The sequence below is a fragment of the Methanoculleus sp. UBA291 genome (genome assembly GCF_002499755.1).
GTDB lineage: Archaea > Halobacteriota > Methanomicrobia > Methanomicrobiales > Methanoculleaceae > Methanoculleus > Methanoculleus palmolei.
Genome location: NZ_DANC01000053.1, coordinates 15,179 through 32,399, shown reverse-complemented (window position 1 = coordinate 32,399; position 17,221 = coordinate 15,179). Strand labels below are relative to the sequence as shown.

Here is a 17,221-nt window from a genome sequence, read left to right as displayed (position 1 = left end):
ATGACCCCGTGGCAGCGCTCGGTTGCGTCGATGAGCCGGCGGGCGACCTCCCAGGCCTTCCCGGCGTCGAGCCGCATGTAGCGATCGAGCGTGCCATCCATGATCGCGAGAGGGATCTCCAGGATGTCGATCTCGCGACCGGCCCGGCGGTCATAGGGCTTGAAGGGATGGCACATCCCGTTCCTGAACCCGGCGCAGTCAGCGTATCCAAAGGTGGTGTCGTAGCGGAACCCGGCGCGGCTGAGGTGCTCCCAGGTCTCCGGAACCCGGAATCTGAGGTAGTGGTTCCGGTAGCCGACGACCGGCCGGCCAAGGACCGCTTCCAGTCGTTGCTTCTCGGTCGTGAGGGCTTCCGGGTCGCAGTAAGCCCGGTGGCCCCCGTGGAGCCCGACCTCCCACCCGGCGTCGGCGATCCTCCCTATCTCGCCCTCGAGCTCCCTGACATCGTAGGCATAGTCCTGATCCCCCGGGGCGAGGGAAAGGAAGTAGAAACTCGACCTGGCGCCGTACTGCTCTTCGAGGGCCATGATCTCACGAAAGTTGCAGAGGGGGAGTTTCTTCGACCGGATCTGCCTCGCGTTTGCGAGGGCCTTTGCAAAGTCTCCGTTCTTCATGGAGGAGAGGGTCGCATACCCCTTAGAGAGAGTGGAGCGGTAGACCGTATCGATGTCATGAGTGAGGCAGACGGCGAACGGCTGGCCGTCGGGGTACTCGGGGCGGTAGCCCTGCTCTGCGAGGTACTGCGAGGCTCGGGGCTCAAAAGGCTCGCGGTAGCCGCTCATATAGTGAGGGAACCGGTCGTAGCCGTCCCTGAATGTCTCGTCGTACTCCTCTGCGCAGGTGAAGAGGTGCCAGATCTCTGGATCTCGCTGGAGAATGTCGTACATCTGCATGACTGTATTATAGAACTGTTTGTGTCGTCGGTTTAAGTTCATGTCTATTCTTATCACCCTGCCCCGCTCTACACATCCTGGTCCACCACGTTCCGCCCGTCGACGACCGCCGGCCGCTCGCACCCGCACAACCACTTCACCTCTGCGGACACCAGCCCCCGGTACTCCTTATGCCCGGCAAAGACCCCCCGCGTCCACACCCGGGAGCACATCCTCGAGGTCCCGCAAGAGCCCGGGCGGTGCATCCGGCGACGTAAGATCTGGGTCCATCTGGGTCCGTGTACCGCGACCTGCGCGCCTTTAAATTGCGTCATTTCGTAGAACGGCTCCTCCGGAGTGTTCCGCGCGTCGTCGGAGTCGTTGATGAAGGTCCCGGCCGGGGAACGCGATCCGCGCGCCCGCGAGGGTTTTCCCCGCCTGCGCCGACTCCGTCAGGTGGAGCATGTGCCCGGGCATGAAGTCGTTGACGGCGCGGGTGTAGAGGGACTCCCGGCCGGCCGGGGCACGGGCGGGATGGCTGCCTGGTGGAAGATGCCGTCCGCACCCGGGAAGGAGTCGCAACTCGCACCTCCGGTGCTCGAACTCCGTTCCCATGGAACGTCGTTCCTGCCGGTGCTCCCGCTCCTGCCCTTCGGCCAGTCGTGTCTCCATCAGGAGGTCGAGATCGGTGATGCTCCCCTCGAGGAATGTCACCCAGGGTGGTCGAGGAGGTGGTCGAGGAGGTGGTCGAGGAGGTGCTCGATGTTCACCCGCCGGCCGGTGGCGAGGTTGTCGATGATGATGGCATCGTGGTGCTGTAGGTGCGAGTGTGTCCGCAAGGTTCGAGCCGATGAACCCGGCCCCGCCGGTGACGATGTAGCGCATGAAGAATCTATGCTGGGGGGCGGTTTAGGGTCTTCTGAATTGAACCAGGATATCCGTCTACCCGGGGTACCGGCCGGGGAGGACGCCTGCTCCTCCCCCCGCCCGGCCCCCTCACCAGCACCGCCACCACCCCGCCGACCCCGGCGCTCACCCTCGATAACCTCCTCTCCTCGCCGGCCTTCTCCGCGCGCCAGCCCTCCAGCGCCCGGATCCGGGCCTCAAACTCCTCGTCCTGCGCCTCCATTCTCTGCAGCGCCTTACAGATCCACTTCACGTCCCGGTTCGTCTCGTAAGACCGAGCTCCTGGGTGGTCTTCTCCTCGGTCATCTTAGTAACCCTCCTGGAGGACAATAGGAGGTCGAAGAGAAAAAGGCTGACCGTAAGGGTTATATTGAAGAATCCGGGGCGCGAAAAATGTCTGTCCTGCCGCTACTCATCCGGTCACCGGCGAGGATTGTCGCCGGGAGCAGCATGCCTATCCAGTGGATTGCCGCAGGGAGTCTCCTGTCCAGATGAGTGTAAAGCGTTGCGTCACCATCTCCCCGCGACCGGCCACCTAGGGAAAAGCGTTATCCTGATCGGCGGGTAACAGAAATATGGTGCGGCATGCTTACGGCTGAGAGCATCATCGGAGCGCTGGCGGAACACCGGGAACGGATCAGGAGCCTTGGCGTCCGGCGGATCGGGGTCTTTGGTTCCTTCGTCCGGGGTGAAGAGCACGAGGAGAGCGATATCGATATTCTCATCGAGTTTGAGGAGGGGGGACGTTCTTTCGACACGTATATGGATCTCAAGTTCTTCCTCGAAGATCTCTTCAGGAGAAGGGTCGACCTCGTCGACCGCGATACTATCAAGCCGGCTTTAAGACCCCACATCCTCCGGAGCGTCCGGTATGCCCCGGGAATATAACCTCTACCTCCGTGATATCCTTGAGGCAATCAAGAGGATTGAGCAATATACACAGGGAATGGACTACGAAGCGTTCATGGAGAACCATCTTGTACAGGATGGAGTGATCCGGAACCTCATGGTCATCGGTGAGGCCACGAAGCTCATCCCCGAGCCGCTCAAATGCGAGCATACCAGTATCCCCTGGAGAAAGATTGCGGGGATGCGGGACATCCTGATTCACGCCTACTTCGGGGTCCATAACGAGATCGTGTGGGATGTCGTCCGGAACAAAATCCCGGAACTGCAGGTTGCCGTCAGGCAGATGCTCGATAAGGAACCTACCCGATAGGGATCACTTTTCCCGCTTCATCCGGAGAACGATCCGGGACGAGATCCCTGATCATCTGCATAATTTCTTGTTGAGGATACTCATGACCGGCAAGCAGACGTCAGGGAGAGCATCAGGGTGCTCACTGAAAAGCTCGATCTTCTCCTCAATGAGAGGGAGAGCATGGCGATGATGAAACTCTCCGGGCGGTCGCTCTCCGCTTTTCTCTCCGAGGAGCCCGACCTCTATACCATCAGGGATGCCGGGGCTGCATAGCGATGAAAGGAAAGATTGTTCTGATACCGTTTCCTCCTCCCCATCTCACCGCAACAAACCTGCGCCCGGCACTTGTCCTCCATGAGGGTGACCGCGATGTGGTCCTCGCCTTCATCTCGTCAAAAATCCATGTGGGAGCGGGTCCGGCAGGGATTATGGTAACCACTTCACACGTAGGCTTTTCAAGAAGCGGTCTCAAAGTCGATTCAGTTATCCGGGCGAAGGTCGGCCTTTCAGACCTTCACTCACCAACGGCACCCTTGATTCTGCAAGGAGATCCGCTACAAACGATCTCTGTTTGCGTACACCGGCTTCCATCTCAGCCTCCATAAGATGATAACGGCGATCTCCTGCCATGCCGCCTCGCACGTTAAACTGTCAGACTGAAAAAGGAGGTAGTATTCCTGTAGTGCGTGCTGGTTCTTATCGTTCCAGCCGATCCCCCTGTACGCAAACCCCGCGTTGATCCACACATCCGGATCCACAACATTCCGCCCGTCGACGATCGCCGGGTGTTGGCACCCGCACAACCGCCGCACCTCTTCAGGCACCAACCCCCGGTACTCCTTGTGGCGTCCGCGCCCGCGAGAGCTCCGGCGGGACGTCCGGCGACGTCGCCGGGTCCACCCAGGGGTCGTGCATCATGCCCGCCGCGAGCGCCGCCTCATAGATCGGTTTCGTCGGCGTGTTCCACGCGTCGTCGGAGCCGTTTGACGAAGGCCCGGCCGGGGAGCGCCAACTTCGTCAGGTGCAGCATGTGCGCCAGCATGAAGTCGCTGATGGCGCGGGCGAGGGTGTAGAGCGACTCCTGGCTGGGGCACGGACGGGATGGCCGCTTGGTGGAAGATGCCGTCCGCACCCGGGAAGGAGTCACAACTCGCACCTCCGGTGCTCCAACTCTGTTCCTCGCACCTAACGGTGCTCACGCTCACTGTGTTCGCGCCTCGAAGCCTGATGTCTTCTCAAACTCCTGTCCTGCGGACAGTCGTTCCTAGGAGGAGCGTCGTTCCTGACGGTGCTCCCGCTCCTGTCGGAACATCGCGACTCCAACGCCATCTTCACCTGTACGACCATCCGGACCTCGTCCAGAGAGGACGACGCGATCCATGATGCGGTCGACCTGGGCCGACGCCGTCCCCGCACCGGAGTGAAAGGAAGTCTCTTACCCCCGCTCTTTTTTTCCCGTGCCGGGAGCTTGGCAACCGGGGCGGCCCCCCTTACCTGTGGGGACGTTTTGTTTTACCGGGCAGTGGTGGATGTTCCCGAAGAGGAGGAGATCGGAGCGGGAAAAGTATCATCTGCCTGGAGCACCTACATCTGCATATCCTGGAGTGTGTGGCATGGGAGTGCAATACATCTGTGATGCAGAAGGAAGAAAGACTGGCGTTATCGTGCCAATCGACCTCTGGGACAGCCTGAATGCCGAAAAACCTGCCGACAAACGGGTTGGGGTTCCGGATCCCGAAAAATATCGGGGAATATACAGAGACTTAAACATCGATCTGAAGGCTGAAATTCGAAACCTGCGGGATGAATGGAACCGTATATGAGCCGATATCTGCTCGATACGAACATTCTCGTCACGATATTCACCCGGAACCCCAGTTCGGCAGGTCCCGGCCCGGGAAAGAATGAGTAACTCTCCTGAGTGTCCGGTATGGCCCCGTCTTCCTGGAGGAGGTCTCTTTGGAAAAACAGCAATAGGATGGCCTTCGGTCTCTCGGCAGCTCTGGTGATAGGATCCGGCTGATATCACCTAGGAGCGTACTGTAGGGTTGTCTGCCCATATCTCCGGGAAGTAAGGAGATACCCATGGCAGACTTCGTGCAGAAGACCGTGAACAAGACGGCAATCCGGGACCTCGCCGTCCCGATCGCCGACGTAACGTCGTTTAACAACCTCATCGAGACCGTCATCGACGACAACCCCTTCGGGTGTGTCGGGTATACCGGCCCCGGCGGTCAGCCTGTCGCCGCCGTCGTCCGGAACCGCGAGCACTACACCGCGAAGGTGGACTTCATCAACGAGGAGACCGCGAAAAGGGTCGGGAGCGTCTCCCTGCAGTCCCCCTCGATCGCCGCCTTCAATGCGAACGCCGCGGAGGCTCTCGCCAACGCGACCCTCGCGGCCGCGATGGGCGGAGTGGCCGAGCGCAACAACGCCCGCGAGACCTACTACGCTCAACTCAAGTGCCACGACCCGTCGGGTGATTCGAAGCCTTCGGCTTCTCACGCTCTGGTTCAAACGAGCCCTCGTGAGTCGAAGCCCTTCGGCCTTCTCCTGCTCCTGCCGCTCGCTGCGCTCTCGTCAGTCGCGACTCCTACGTCACCTTCACCAGGAAGACCGTCCGGGACTCGCCTTCCTCCTCCGGCCTGTCCTACGGGGCGGGAGCGCCCTCTCCGCCGTCCTCCGTGGTCTGCTGGGGGCCGGGAGGGCCACCGCCGCCCGCCGGCTCTTCTGGGAAGTCAGGGAGGAGATCCAAAGGGTCGTCCCGGTCTATGTCAACTGCTGGCACGACCACACCCCGCTCACCGTCTACCGGAGTATTTTTGCGCAGGTCTGCGGCTACGCTCCGCCGCTGGCCGGTAGATATCTCGACGATATCAAACAGAGGGTCGCCGCTCGGCAACCCGCGGGGGAAAAGCGTTATCCCGACCGACGGGTAACAGGAGTATGGTGCAGCATGCTTACGGCTGAGAGCATCCTCGGAGCGCTGGCGGAACACCGGGAGCAGATCCGGAACCTCGGCATCCGGCGGATCGGGATCTTCGGTTCCTTCGCCCGGGGGGAAGAGCATGAGGAGAGCGATATCGATATCCTCATCGAGTTTGAGGAGGGCGGGCGTTCCTTTGATGCGTATATGGACCTCAAGTTCTTCCTCGAAGATCTCTTCAGGAGGAGAGTCGACCTTGTCGATCGCGATACCGTCAAGCCGGCTCTCGCGCCGTATATCCTCCGGAGTATCCGGTATGCCCCGGGAGTATAACCTCTATCTCCGTGATATTCTCGAGGCTATCGAGAGGATTGAGCAGTATACACGAGGGATGAACTATGAAGCGTTCACGGAGAACAACCTCGTGCAAGATGGGGTGATCCGGAACCTCATGGTCATCGGCGAGGCCGCGAAGCTCATCCCCGAGCCGCTCAAAGGTGAGTATAACGGCGTCCCCTGGAGAAAGATCATGGGGATGCGGGACATCCTGATTCACGCATACTTCGGTATCCATGACGAGATCGTGTGGGACGTCGTCCGGAACAAGCTCCCGGACCTGCAGGTTGCGGTCAGGCAGATGCTTGATAAGGAACCTATTCGATAACTTCTCGCCTGTGAGGATACCCATGACCGATATCGAGACGGACAGCAGGGAGATCGAGGGGAGCAACCGACCCTCGATGAGCGGGGGGCTGTGGCGATGATGACTCTTTCTGAGCGGCCATCCTCTACCATTCTCTCCGGGGAGCCCGGCCTCTATGCCATCGGAGATGCCGGGGCCGTGTGTCGGTGAAAGAACCGCGCCCAGCATTCACCTGCCGCAAACCGATCTCTGTTTCCCACCTTCCATAGTATCGTCTCTAGAGGGGACGTTGGGCCGATCTCCCGCCCCTCTGCACGTTACAGGCAGGGAAAAAAGATATTATTCCCGCAACGCGTGACGGTTCTTGTCGCCCCTGCCGATCCCCTGATACACAAACCCCGCACCGATCCACACATCAGGGTCCACGACATTCCGCCCATCGACGATCGCCGGCCGCTCACACCCGCACAACCGCCGGACCCCAGCGGGCACCAGCCCCCGGTACTCCTTGTGCCCGGCAAAGACCACCACCGCGTCCGCGCCGGCAAGCACCCCCGCAAGGTCCCGCGAGAGCCCCGGCGGTACGTCCGGCGATGTCGCCGGGTCGACCCAGGGGTCGTGCACCCGGACGAGCGCGCCCGCGGCGAGCGCCGCATCACGGAACGGCTCCGCCGGCGTGTTCCGGGCGTCGTCGGAGTCGTTGATGAACGCCCAGCCGAGCAGCGCAATCTTCGAACCCGCGAGCGTCTTCCCGGCCTGTGCCAGCGCCGACTTCGTCAAATGCAACATATGTTCGGGCATGAAGTCGTTGATCCCGCGGGCGAGAGTGTAGAGGGACTCACGGCCGGCCGGAAAGTCGAGTTCTCCCCCGAGCACCTGCACCCCCCGCTCCAGGTGGTAGGTGTCCTTCGTCAGGCAGTGGCCGCCGACCCCGGCCCCCGGCCAGAGGATCGCCCGGGTGATCCCCTCGCCCTTGAGCGACGCCACCCCGGCCCGGACGTCGTAGACGTTGATCTCCATCGCCTCGCAGTAGAGGGCGAGCTGGTTCACGGCCGCGATCTGGAGGTCGCGGAAGGTGTTCTCGGCGGTCTTCGTCACCTCGGCCGCGGTCGCGGTCATCGGGATGACCCTCCCGGTCGTGAGGACCGGCGCGTAGAGTTCCACGGCACGTGCCGTCGAGACCCCATCGATCCCGCCGACGACCCGGTCGTGCTCCCGGATGTTCCTGAGCAGCCGCCCGACCATCACCCGCTCGGGGGCATGCGCCAGTGCAAAATCCTCCCCAGCGACGAGTCCGGACTCGCCTTCGAGGATCTCGCGGGCCATCCCGGCGGTCGTCCCGGGGGTGATCGTCGACTCGAGGACCACCAGCGTCCCCGGCGTCAGGTGCCGCCCGACGTTCCGCAGCCCCTCGATCAGGGGGGTGCGGTCGGGCAGGAGGTCCTTCTTGTCGAGAAACGGCGTCTGGATCGCGAGCGTCACCGCGTCGCTCCGCGGTGCAGGAGGGCCTCCTCTCCTCCCCTGCTTTCTCCGCCCGAGAGCCGCTCCAGCGCCCGGATCCAGGCCTCAAATTCTTCATCCTGCGCCCCCATTCTCTGCAGCGCCCGGCAGATCCACTCCACGTCCCGGTTCGTCTCGCAAGACCGAGTTCCCGGGTGGTCTTCTCCCCGGTCATCTTGGTAACCTTCCTGGAGGACAGTAGGACGGGGAAGAGAAAAAGGCTGACCGTAAGGACTATATGCAGGAATCTTGGTAGAAAAAAGCGCTTGTCCGGCCGCAGAGTATTGCCGCCGGTCCAGAAGTTACTGTACCTGTTCCGGCGGACCTGCCGGCCTCACCCCGTGAGTTCAACCTCGCCTGCCGCGAGAGGCCGACAGCAGAGCCTGCCGCTGTGGACATCCTTCATCACGGCATCGATCTTCCGGGAGACCTCCGCGCTGTAGTATGCTTCGCCGCAACGGTCGCAGATGTAGGCCGGGACATCCCGGATGACGATGATCTCATCCCCGACCCGTGCAATGAATTCGGTCTTTCCTTCCTGCAGGGTCCCTTTACAGAATGTGCATCTCTCTGGAATCATTCTTTCTTCCTCCTCGTTCGCATATCGATCCAGTGTTCGTCATCCGGCACGTAGGCGGTGATGACCCGGAGATGATCATCGCAGATCCCGAGTACTACATGATACGCGTGGTCACGTATAAAGCCGAGCATGAGCAACGAGGGGCAGGGCTCATCGTCGGAATACGCTTCGACGATCTCACCGACCCTGATCGCCGCAAGGAGATCATCGGTGGAAATGTTGCGCTCAAACATCCTGACCCGGGCATGGTGCGAGATGATGACTGAATCCCGGTCTACTAACTCGATGATCTCATCTTTGCTGCGATTCACGTCTCGCTCCTTCCTTTGAGAATCACTTCTATCTCCCGCACCTAAAAGCATTTCTAACCGGTAGCCGGTTACGGGGAATGTCTCCGTGGTGAAGATCTATTTCCGGCGCTTTTTTCGTATAATCTCCCCTATGCCATCCCCGGTAAAGTCAGACTGATATCCTCTCCCGTCCACCCTATAGTTGTCTGTCATATTCCCGGGAGCATGCAGGCCACGGAAGACGCTTCGCGTCTCCCTATCAAGCACAACCCGGAGCGTTGTGCCGTGAGGAGTGAAAAACCCATGGGCAGACTTCGTGCAGAAGACCGTGAACAAGACGGCGATCCGGGACCTCACCGTCCCGATCGCCGACGTAACGTCGTTTGACAACCCCATCGAGACCATCATCGATGACAACCCCTTCGGGTGCGTCGGGTATACCGGCTCCGACGGCCAGCCGGTCGCCGCCGTCGTCCGAAACCGCGAGCACTACACCACGAAGGTGGACTTCATCGACGAGGATACCGCGAAAAGGGTCGGGACCGTCTCCCTGCAGTCCCCCTCGATCGCCGCCTTCAACGCGAACGCCGCGGAGGCGATGGAGAACGCGGCCCTCGCTACTGCGATGGGCGGGGAGGCCGAGCGCAACAACGCCCGCGAGACCTACTACGCTCAGCTCAAGTGCCACGACCCGTCGGGTGATTCGAAGCCTTCGGCTTCTCACGCTCTGGTTCAAACGAGCCCTCGCGAGTCGAAGCCCTTCGGTCTTCTCCTGCTCCTGCCGCTCGTAATCGCACCTTGCGGTGCTCATGCTCCGGCCCTTCGCACTCCACTCCCGCCAGTCGCGACTTCTACGTCACCTTCACCCACACCACCGTCCAGATCTCGTCCTACTAGGACGACGCTGTCCGGACCGCGGTGCGAGCGCCTTCGACGGACGCGGTTCCCGCACAGGCGTGAGAGGGGGACGGAGGTCCCCCACGCAACTTTTCTCAGTGCTGGGGCATAGATCGCCCCGGCAAACGACTCCTCTTCAGACAGAGATATGTAGATTGAAGCACCAGAGGATCATATACCCCAGAGGTGAGGCTTCCATGACCCAAGTAAAAGAGGAGATCATCAACGAGTTGAACGACCTCTCACCCCGGACATACGGTGAAGTGCTTGATTTCATTCGGTTCCTCAAATCCCAACGCCGGAAGGCCGCCCCCGACACCGCCCTCGCGAGCGAACCCGCGCTCCGGAAAGACTGGCTCCAGCCCGAGGAGGAAGAGGCGTGGAGCGATTTGTAAAGGGCGACGTTGTCGTTGTACCATTTCCCTTCTCAGATCTCTCAACAGTGAAACGGCGCCCGGCTCTAGTCATTGCGACACCCGGCGGGGATGACGTCATCCTCTGCCAGATCACGAGCCGCCAGATCCGGGATCGTTACTCTATTGGCATCGCCGATGTGGACTTTGTGGAGGGAACGCTCCACAAACCGAGCAATGTCCGGCCTAACCGGCTCTTCTCTGCCAGTACCAACCTGATCCTCTACCGGGCCGGCCGTCTCAACAACCGAGCCGTTACATCGGTCATCGATCGGATCATCGAGATCCTGCAGGCGGCGTAACCTCCTGCTCCGGTTTTCTACCCGGATCTGAAGCTCTTCTCATTAGTATCTAGCTGCTCCCCTGTGCCACCCCAGTTTGCAGCCTTCGCCCCTTCATTTTCAGCCCGTGCACGGCCCTCCTTTAATATCCCATCTTCTCCAGCCGCTACTGGTACATCTTCTGCAGAGGGGATCAACGTCCACCGGGCCCAGAACTCCCCACTACATCTTCAGCGTCGAGCGGGGCCGGCCATGACCCCGGAGCCGGGGTGTCCCCGTAGACCGAGGAAGAAAAAGCCGCAACCACGGCGGGCACTCCGCAGCTTTTCGCCGCCACGAGGACGTCGAGCGTGCCGGTCACGTTCGCCTCGTTCGAGGCGAGCGGGTCCTTCACCGACCGGGGCACGGAGGGATGGCCTCATGGTGGAGGATGCCGTCCGTGCCCCGGTGCTCGAACTCCGTTCGCACCTGCCGGTGCTCATGCTCCGGCCCTTTGGCCCGTCGCATTCCGCTGGAGTGTCGTTCCTGCCGGTGCTCCCGCTCCGGCCTCGCACCTGGCGGTGCTCAAGCTCCGTTCCTTCGGAACATCGCACCCTGTGGCCCGTCGCGTCTTACAAATCCACTTCACGTCCCGGTTCGTCTCGTAAGACCGAGCTCCCGGGTGGTCTTTTCCCCGGCCGTCCTGGTAACCCTCCCGGAGGGCAATCTGACGAGGGGCCCAAAACGCCTGACCGTAAAGGTTATAATTAGAAATTCCAACGGAAGCCGCTTGCCCTGCCGCGGCTGCCCCCGTCTTCAGGAGAGGCGGAGCTGATCGCCCACGCTCCCCGGCGAGCCGCCTCATCCTTCAAAAGACTGATACGGGGTGAGCGTCATATTACCCAGCATACAGATACGGTCGGGCGAAATGGCAGGACGTACATTAACCAGGACAGCACGGGAGATCATCGTCGCGATACTCACCCGGAACGATGCCGAATGGATCGCGATCTTCGGCTCGTATGCACGGGGAAATGCTGGCCCGGCAAGCGATATCGATATCCTGGTCCGGTTCGCCCGTAAAAAAAGCCTCTTTTCGCTTGTTCGCATCGAGGACGAACTCGCCCGGGCTCTCCGCATGAAGGTGGACCTCGTCACCGAGAACGCCGTGAGCCCCTACCTCGCCGATGCAATATACCGTGATGCCGTGGTGATCTATGACGCCGGAAGACCTCGCATATCTCCATCATATCCTTGATGCTATCATAAGCATTGAGGAGTTCTCCGAAGGCATCTCGTCGGTGGAAGACCTCAGGGGCCGGCGACTGCAACGTGCCGGGATCGAGCGTATGCTGACCATTATCGGCGAGGCGGCAAAGATGGTCTCGCCGGAGTTATGTGAAGGTCACCCTGAGATTCCCTGGAGGGAGGCGGCGAGGATGCGGATCGTCCATCATTACTTCGGTGTGGATTACGAAGCCGTATTCCTGACCGTACACGATGATCTCCCGGTTTTCAAGCAGGGGATCCGGTTAATTCTTGATGAGGCCGGGCGTGGCAAAGCCGGCGGAGAAGCAAAAGTAACCAACCGTAAGGGGTTCCCGGACGATCGCGTATAGCAAGATCGGTGCTGGTCAGAAGTTTATACCCCAAGGTACCTTCTCGACCCTCTGGAAAACACCCTCCTGAATGCGGGGCCTGCTGCTTGTGTTCTGCACAATGTCCCAAAATCCTCGTCGGGGCCCGCTCTGCCATTCCCGATAAAATCAGACTAATACCTCCCCCCGTCCACCCTATAGTTGTCTGTCATATCCCGGGAAGCATGCAGGCCACGGAAGATGCTTCGCATCTTCCTATCAGGCACAACCCGGAGCATTGTGCCGTGAAAGGAGAAACCATCGTGGCAGACCTTGTGCAGAAGACCGTGAACAAGACGGCGGTCTGGGATCTTGCGATCCCGATCGCCGACGCAGTATCGTTTGACAACTTTATTCTGTCCGTCATCGACGACAATCCCTTCGGGTGCGTCGGGTATACCGGCGCCGACGGGCAGCCTGTTCCCGCCGTCGTCCGGAACTGCGAGCACTACACCGCGAAGGTGAACTTCGTCGACGGCGAGGGCAAGAGGGTCGGGACCGTCTCCCTGCAGTTCCCGACCATCGCTGCCTTCGAGATGAACGCCGCGGAGGCCCTCGCGGCCGCGATGCTCCGGTAGGCACGAAGTTCTGCAGGAACGGAGCGGGAGCACCGCAGGTGCGAATCGCGATGGGCGCGGATGCCGAGCGGAACAACGCCCGCGAAACCTACTACGCCCAGCTCAAGTGCCACGACCCGGCGGGTGTGTCGCACCTGCCGGTGCTCCTGTTCCTGCCCTGAGGGCCAGTCGCGACTACTACGTCACCTTCACCCGGAAGATCGTCCGGATCTCGTCCTACCAGGACGACACTATCCACGATGCGGTCGAGACCTAGGCGGACGCCGTACCCGCACTGAACTGAGGGGGCTTTCGCCCCCTATATCGTTCCACCTACATGCGACGGAACTGACTGGCCCCATTCCTAATCGAAAATTTCGGCTTACTCGTCCTTCTCCGTTTCAAGAACGCGCCAATAGAGGGCATCCTGGATCCAGAAGTTCCCCTGTTGGCGTAGCCGGTCCATCTCCTCCGCAAGTGAAGAAACCTGCCTTTCACGTTTCGCCTGAATCAATAGTCCGATAATGCCGGTGACTGGAAGACTGTAGAGCCCCGCTACGCGGCGGGCCTCGGTCTCATCAAGGAGAAGCACATCGGGCCGGATCTCAAGAGCAAGGGCAATACTCTCTGCTTCGCCCCACGGCGAATTGGAAATTTGCCTGACAGGGAACTGTTCACAGTTCCCGTGGCGTGGAGTTCCTGCTCAAGCAGGCGCACCAGAGCCTTATCGGAGGGCTCGACCACACGTAGCCACCCCGACTCACGGGCTTCCCGGATCTCGATGGCCCCCGGACGGCTGCCGCCCAGTTCTACGACCTCCCGCCAGACCGCGGGAGGGATGCACACTGCCCCAGATCAAAGATCTGAAGCAATTGCATTGAAAATGCAACTTGATGAAAAGTGGCGAAGAAGGCCGATATGCCCGACCATCGAGAGGTGAATCAGTGGCGAAGAATTACTGACCGCGATCGGCATAGCCAATGTCCTGGTCGAGGTCTTCTTCGGCATAGTGCCGGGGGATCTTCCGTGCTCCGAGTAGTTCCTCCCACTCCCACCGGTTCATCCCTGCAAGAGCCGCCGCCTTCCCGGAAGAGAGGATGCCCCGCTGGTAGAGCGCCACGGCAAGCTCCCGTTGCAACTCGACGGCAACGACGTCGGGAGGGAGCCGGAGCGCCTGGACGATATCCTGGGGAACTCTGATGGTAACATCGGACATAACCGGTTTCACCTGATGAATAAGAGATAGGAGGGAGAACCGATAAACGTGGCGGTGAATTCTGAGGCGCCGCAGGACTACCTTCCGGTTGGGAAGATCTCCTGCCACGAGAGCCTTAATGTTCTCGTAAGGCCGAGTTCGTTGATCTCGTGCCCCGGGGGGCGGACGGTTCGGGAGATCACCGTCTGGCGGACTTGGAACCCCCACTACATCTTCAGCGTCGAGGGGGGCAGGGATGACCCAGGAGTTGAGGATGTCTCCGTAGATCGAGGAAGAGGCGGCCACGATGGCGGGCACCCCGCAGTCCTTCGCCGCGACGAGGACGTCGAGCGAGCGTCCCGGTCACGTTCGTCTCGTTCGAGGCGAGGGGGTCCTTCACCGACCGGGGCACGGGCGGGATGGCCGCCTGGTGGGAGATCCCGTCCGCGCTGGGGAAGGAGTCGTAACTCGCACCCCTGGTGCTCCAACTCCGTTCCTCGCACCTAACGGTGCTCACGCTCACTGTGTTCGCGCCTCGAAGCCTGATGTCTTCTCAAACTCCTGTCCTGCGGACAGTCGTTCCTAGGGGGAACGTCGTTCCTGACGGTGCCCCCGCTCCTGCCATCTTGCAAAAAAATGTCCCTCCCCCGGGCCGCGTGTCGCTCAATCTCCTCGATTGCTTCCAGGATGTCGAGGAGCCGCTCGTTCCCGTCCCTCATAACAGCACTGCCTCACTGAGGACTCTCTTTCTGTATCGCTCCTTGAGCGCCGTCTCTGTCACCACATCCACCCGGCACCCGAGGACTTTCTCCAGATCTTGGATGAGTGCAATATGATCGAGGAGACTTCTGCCTGGCTCCAGCTCCACCAGGAGGTCGAGGTCGCTCTCCGGCCCCGTTTCGCCGCGGGCGACCGACCCGAAGACCTGCAGGTTCGTGATACCGTGCCGCTCGGCTATTACGAGAATCCTGGACCGCTTCTTCCTGATCAGATCCATGGTGACGGGCATGACTGATTAAGAAGCTCTATCGGGAGCCGGAGATATAAATTTGCTCCCTGGGTGACCATATCGTCAAAATGGATGGCATTCACCCACTTCCGGGCGGGGTCCGGGCAGTGCGTCTGCTTCTACATCACATGAATTTCGGTGAGAAAATGCCCGTACCTCGTCTGTTCCGGCTCGGCCTCTCGCCCTTTCACTTGCCGAGCGAAAGAAAGTATATCCCCGCTCAGCACAGATCAGGTTTCAATGTTGGCTACGGAGAACATTCCCGTCTCAAAAGAGATGTATAATGAGATTTTGGCTCTCAGGCGCCCGGACGAGACGCTTGACGATACGCTCGCGAAGCTGGTGGAAAAGTAAAAAAACAGCGGCTCACGGATGATGTCGAAGAAATTATGGCAAGGAACGAGTTCGTGAAGTTAGACCTGTGACGTTCCGCCTCATGGTGGAAAAACGTGCGCTTGAGTTCTGAATTCTCTTGATGTATTGTCCATGAAGCAGGAAGCCCCGCCCTTCAGGGCGGGTAGTTCACCCATCCCTTCTCTCCAGACTGACCCATGGCACACTCCCTCCTCCTCCGCCATGACCAGACCCTCTTTCGGAACTCGGGCGTCTTTGAGCCCACGTTCTTCCCCGAGCACCTCCATCACTGCGATGCTTGGAGCTTGCCTGGCTCCTCCGGCTGGCCCTCCAGGGTGGGAGCGTTGGAAGGGTCAGACAGACCATCACCATCCGCCGGCTTTGTGCCGGGATCAGGGGAGAGCGGGCTACCGGCAGAATGTATTTAACGACGGAGAGGGAACGATCACGTAAGGAGACGGGGCACAGACAGGCTACGGAAAAACTGAGACGTTACCGATTTTTGTTGAAGACATGTTCAACGATCTCGGAGTAACCGGAGAAAAAAAGACTATGAATACTCAAGAATTGCAGGTATTGCTGCAGTACGCCGCGTCTACATCGCCTTCGCCCATGCAGGCAAGCGTGCCGTGGATGCCCGCCACGGGCAGGCTGAATATCTCCCTGCTGAATCCGCAAGGCGCCTATTGTAAACAGATCATCATCGCGGTCCCTTACGGGAACACGCCGGACGCCCTCTTTGCGTCCATGCCTTCCATTGCCGCCAATAACGCCGATTGGTCCCTGCTGACAAAGGAAGAGGATGCGGGCGGTAGGCTGGGAGTCAGAAGCGCAACACCCTATGCGGCTTTCACGATGGTCTGCAGGGATGAGAAACTGTATAAGATCAGCGGCAATCAGACGTTTTCCATCTTCGGCGATATCAGCGGGCAATGCGGCAGTTCCACAATACAGATCCAGGAGACATCGTCGCCGGACAACCAGCAGGAGATGCAGGACAGGCTTTATCAATTCAACTGCGTCAAAGGCGAGCCGGAATTTTACGCCGACAATTTCATCACGACCGCTGCCGATCAGTATACCGTTCCCCGCAGTGAATTTCAAACAGGAGAAAAAATCCGCTTTGCCTGGGAGAGCAACGGCACCTATTTCAAACTCTACCAGAAAGACGGGAACCTTGTGTACCAGGGAACGCAAACCTCCTGTGTGCTGCAGGAAGGCGTGCAGAACGATACCGCCTTTGTGCTTGTTGCCTCCATGACGGGCGACTGGGATGGGGACCAGCCGCAGGCGGGGTACCGGTCCGTTTACATCTACCGGCACCTTACGGTGACGGTGGCAAATCCCGTGCTTCAGCCGTCGTATCTTACCGTCGGCGAATCGGCCGCGTTTAACGGGCCGGCGGCTTTTGTTCAACAAGCCTACTTTGACGAATATGCAAAGTTTAGCGGAGGCGCAAATATCTGCGGTGGCCTGAACGTCAACAGTGCGCTGTACGTGAACGGCAATCTGACTGTCATCGGAGAGACCGTGGAAAATTCTCTGAACGTACAAGGAAAGCTGACTGCAGATTCCGTCACGATACAGCGTTCATTGGAGACGCGCGGGACGAACATTCAGATTGATCTCTTTGATCAAGATATGATGCATCCGATATGCAAGGGGTCAAGATTCCATACGCGATATACGGCCGATACGGATGGATTCCTGATTGCCAACATCGCTTACAGTGAAAAGCCGGGTCCATCTATGGCCGTGTGTGCGGTACAGATTATAGGCTTCTGTTATATAGAGATTGCAAATATCCCCAGCAATGACAGCAACACCTATAGCCAGCAAAATTCCGGGATGATTCCGGTGAAACGGGGTGGATTGGTGGACATCTCAGGAGATAATTTTATCCCGGAAAACAATTCGGAGATTGAGGTTCTCTGGATACCCGTGGGAAGCGCCGCTCAGAAAAAGGAGCCCGACGGTTGAG

The 17,221-nt window shown here is 59.8% G+C and carries 27 protein-coding genes and 1 pseudogene; 15 read left to right on the top strand and 13 right to left on the bottom strand.

The window, feature by feature from the left end; all coding sequences use genetic code 11:
- From BP737_RS12790 to BP737_RS12775, 4 genes are all read right to left on the bottom strand, one after another.
- Positions 1 to 935 (bottom strand): polysaccharide deacetylase family protein (locus BP737_RS12790; protein ID WP_342686242.1); only part of this gene is annotated, 935 nt, incomplete at its 3' end.
- 26 nt (positions 936 to 961) lie between these two features.
- On the bottom strand, positions 962 to 1,093 hold the full coding sequence (locus BP737_RS12785; RefSeq protein ID WP_342686241.1) for a hypothetical protein: 132 nt from the start codon (positions 1,091 to 1,093) through the stop codon (positions 962 to 964).
- Positions 1,094 to 1,193: 100 nt separating this feature from the next.
- Positions 1,194 to 1,586, bottom strand: a complete 393-nt coding sequence (locus BP737_RS12780) for a hypothetical protein (protein ID WP_342686240.1) — start codon at positions 1,584 to 1,586, stop codon at positions 1,194 to 1,196.
- A 178-nt stretch (positions 1,587 to 1,764) separates the two neighbouring features.
- Entirely contained in the window at positions 1,765 to 2,031 is a 267-nt protein-coding gene (locus BP737_RS12775; RefSeq protein WP_342686239.1) for a hypothetical protein, read from the bottom strand.
- A 332-nt stretch (positions 2,032 to 2,363) separates the two neighbouring features.
- Here BP737_RS12775 and BP737_RS12770 point away from each other — a divergent pair, with 332 nt between their 5' ends.
- The 3 genes from BP737_RS12770 to BP737_RS12760 all read left to right on the top strand — a co-directional run bounded on the left by BP737_RS12770 (position 2,364) and on the right by BP737_RS12760 (position 3,252).
- The gene (locus BP737_RS12770) at positions 2,364 to 2,666 is read left to right on the top strand and encodes a nucleotidyltransferase family protein (protein WP_292410840.1); all 303 of its coding nucleotides are present in this window, start codon (positions 2,364 to 2,366) and stop codon (positions 2,664 to 2,666) included.
- The gene (locus BP737_RS12765) at positions 2,650 to 2,997 is read left to right on the top strand and encodes a DUF86 domain-containing protein (RefSeq protein ID WP_292410839.1); all 348 of its coding nucleotides are present in this window, start codon (positions 2,650 to 2,652) and stop codon (positions 2,995 to 2,997) included. The genes BP737_RS12770 and BP737_RS12765 overlap by 17 nt, the downstream gene beginning before the upstream one ends.
- Before the next feature lie 117 nt (positions 2,998 to 3,114).
- Complete coding sequence (locus tag BP737_RS12760) at positions 3,115 to 3,252, top strand: hypothetical protein (protein WP_292410838.1); 138 nt, start codon at positions 3,115 to 3,117, stop codon at positions 3,250 to 3,252.
- Between the two features lie 664 nt (positions 3,253 to 3,916).
- On the opposite strand, the gene BP737_RS12755 is transcribed toward BP737_RS12760, so the two are convergent.
- Complete coding sequence (locus BP737_RS12755; protein WP_292410837.1) at positions 3,917 to 4,135, bottom strand: hypothetical protein; 219 nt, start codon at positions 4,133 to 4,135, stop codon at positions 3,917 to 3,919.
- A gap of 457 nt (positions 4,136 to 4,592) precedes the next feature.
- On the opposite strand from BP737_RS12755, the gene BP737_RS12750 reads away from it, so the two are divergent.
- From BP737_RS12750 to BP737_RS12735, 4 genes are all read left to right on the top strand, one after another.
- A complete protein-coding gene (locus BP737_RS12750) occupies positions 4,593 to 4,802 on the top strand; it encodes a hypothetical protein (RefSeq protein ID WP_342686238.1) in 210 nt (69 codons plus the stop codon).
- A 262-nt stretch (positions 4,803 to 5,064) separates the two neighbouring features.
- Positions 5,065 to 5,841 carry a hypothetical protein gene (locus tag BP737_RS12745; protein WP_292410835.1) on the top strand — a complete coding sequence of 259 codons (777 nt, stop codon included), beginning with the start codon at positions 5,065 to 5,067 and terminating at the stop codon, positions 5,839 to 5,841.
- 94 nt (positions 5,842 to 5,935) lie between these two features.
- Positions 5,936 to 6,238, top strand: coding sequence for a nucleotidyltransferase family protein (locus BP737_RS12740; RefSeq protein ID WP_292410834.1), 303 nt, complete (start codon positions 5,936 to 5,938; stop codon positions 6,236 to 6,238).
- A complete protein-coding gene (locus BP737_RS12735) occupies positions 6,222 to 6,569 on the top strand; it encodes a DUF86 domain-containing protein (RefSeq protein ID WP_292410833.1) in 348 nt (115 codons plus the stop codon). Before BP737_RS12740 ends, BP737_RS12735 begins: the two co-directional genes overlap by 17 nt.
- Before the next feature lie 318 nt (positions 6,570 to 6,887).
- Here the strand turns inward: BP737_RS12735 and BP737_RS12730 are convergent.
- From BP737_RS12730 to BP737_RS12715, 4 genes and pseudogenes are all read right to left on the bottom strand, one after another.
- Positions 6,888 to 8,036 (bottom strand): annotated as a pseudogene (locus tag BP737_RS12730) (nucleotide sugar dehydrogenase); the annotation flags it as partial.
- Positions 8,027 to 8,170 carry a hypothetical protein gene (locus tag BP737_RS12725; protein ID WP_292410832.1) on the bottom strand — a complete coding sequence of 48 codons (144 nt, stop codon included), beginning with the start codon at positions 8,168 to 8,170 and terminating at the stop codon, positions 8,027 to 8,029. The pseudogene BP737_RS12730 and the gene BP737_RS12725, both read right to left, overlap by 10 nt.
- 212 nt (positions 8,171 to 8,382) lie before the next feature.
- Positions 8,383 to 8,628, bottom strand: a complete 246-nt coding sequence (locus BP737_RS12720; protein WP_292410831.1) for a type II toxin-antitoxin system MqsA family antitoxin — start codon at positions 8,626 to 8,628, stop codon at positions 8,383 to 8,385.
- Positions 8,625 to 8,939, bottom strand: a complete 315-nt coding sequence (locus BP737_RS12715) for a DUF4258 domain-containing protein (protein ID WP_292410830.1) — start codon at positions 8,937 to 8,939, stop codon at positions 8,625 to 8,627. The genes BP737_RS12720 and BP737_RS12715 overlap by 4 nt, the downstream gene beginning before the upstream one ends.
- Before the next feature lie 271 nt (positions 8,940 to 9,210).
- Here BP737_RS12715 and BP737_RS12710 point away from each other — a divergent pair, with 271 nt between their 5' ends.
- The 3 genes from BP737_RS12710 (at position 9,211) to BP737_RS12700 (ending at position 10,530) form a co-directional block, all read left to right on the top strand.
- Positions 9,211 to 9,927 carry a hypothetical protein gene (locus BP737_RS12710; RefSeq protein WP_342686237.1) on the top strand — a complete coding sequence of 239 codons (717 nt, stop codon included), beginning with the start codon at positions 9,211 to 9,213 and terminating at the stop codon, positions 9,925 to 9,927.
- Between the two features lie 85 nt (positions 9,928 to 10,012).
- Positions 10,013 to 10,210: a hypothetical protein gene (locus BP737_RS12705; protein WP_292408071.1), complete on the top strand. Its 198-nt coding sequence runs from the start codon at positions 10,013 to 10,015 to the stop codon at positions 10,208 to 10,210.
- Positions 10,195 to 10,530, top strand: a complete 336-nt coding sequence (locus tag BP737_RS12700) for a type II toxin-antitoxin system PemK/MazF family toxin (protein ID WP_292408068.1) — start codon at positions 10,195 to 10,197, stop codon at positions 10,528 to 10,530. Before BP737_RS12705 ends, BP737_RS12700 begins: the two co-directional genes overlap by 16 nt.
- A 172-nt stretch (positions 10,531 to 10,702) precedes the next feature.
- On the opposite strand, the gene BP737_RS12695 is transcribed toward BP737_RS12700, so the two are convergent.
- On the bottom strand, positions 10,703 to 10,915 hold the full coding sequence (locus BP737_RS12695) for an NAD-dependent epimerase/dehydratase family protein (RefSeq protein WP_342686236.1): 213 nt from the start codon (positions 10,913 to 10,915) through the stop codon (positions 10,703 to 10,705).
- Positions 10,916 to 11,416: 501 nt separating this feature from the next.
- Here BP737_RS12695 and mntA point away from each other — a divergent pair.
- The 4 genes from mntA to BP737_RS12675 all read left to right on the top strand — a co-directional run bounded on the left by mntA (position 11,417) and on the right by BP737_RS12675 (position 12,864).
- Positions 11,417 to 11,746, top strand: a complete 330-nt coding sequence (mntA, locus tag BP737_RS12690; RefSeq protein ID WP_292408066.1) for a type VII toxin-antitoxin system MntA family adenylyltransferase antitoxin — start codon at positions 11,417 to 11,419, stop codon at positions 11,744 to 11,746.
- Positions 11,706 to 12,107, top strand: coding sequence for a DUF86 domain-containing protein (locus tag BP737_RS12685; RefSeq protein WP_292408063.1), 402 nt, complete (start codon positions 11,706 to 11,708; stop codon positions 12,105 to 12,107). The genes mntA and BP737_RS12685 overlap by 41 nt, the downstream gene beginning before the upstream one ends.
- A 281-nt stretch (positions 12,108 to 12,388) precedes the next feature.
- Positions 12,389 to 12,703 carry a hypothetical protein gene (locus BP737_RS12680; protein ID WP_292408059.1) on the top strand — a complete coding sequence of 105 codons (315 nt, stop codon included), beginning with the start codon at positions 12,389 to 12,391 and terminating at the stop codon, positions 12,701 to 12,703.
- Positions 12,704 to 12,741: 38 nt separating this feature from the next.
- Entirely contained in the window at positions 12,742 to 12,864 is a 123-nt protein-coding gene (locus BP737_RS12675; RefSeq protein WP_292408056.1) for a hypothetical protein, read from the top strand.
- Positions 12,865 to 13,064: 200 nt separating this feature from the next.
- On the opposite strand, the gene BP737_RS12670 is transcribed toward BP737_RS12675, so the two are convergent.
- The 3 genes from BP737_RS12670 to BP737_RS12660 form a co-directional block, all read right to left on the bottom strand.
- Positions 13,065 to 13,274, bottom strand: a complete 210-nt coding sequence (locus BP737_RS12670) for a DUF3368 domain-containing protein (protein ID WP_292408053.1) — start codon at positions 13,272 to 13,274, stop codon at positions 13,065 to 13,067.
- 363 nt (positions 13,275 to 13,637) lie between these two features.
- Positions 13,638 to 13,898 (bottom strand): UPF0175 family protein, encoded by a 261-nt coding sequence (locus BP737_RS12665; protein ID WP_292408073.1) that lies wholly within the window; start codon positions 13,896 to 13,898, stop codon positions 13,638 to 13,640.
- 694 nt (positions 13,899 to 14,592) lie between these two features.
- Positions 14,593 to 14,874, bottom strand: coding sequence for a nucleotidyltransferase family protein (locus BP737_RS12660; protein ID WP_292408050.1), 282 nt, complete (start codon positions 14,872 to 14,874; stop codon positions 14,593 to 14,595).
- A gap of 918 nt (positions 14,875 to 15,792) precedes the next feature.
- Here BP737_RS12660 and BP737_RS12655 point away from each other — a divergent pair.
- The gene (locus BP737_RS12655; RefSeq protein ID WP_342686235.1) at positions 15,793 to 17,220 is read left to right on the top strand and encodes a hypothetical protein; all 1,428 of its coding nucleotides are present in this window, start codon (positions 15,793 to 15,795) and stop codon (positions 17,218 to 17,220) included.
- Position 17,221: the final 1 nt, after the last annotated feature.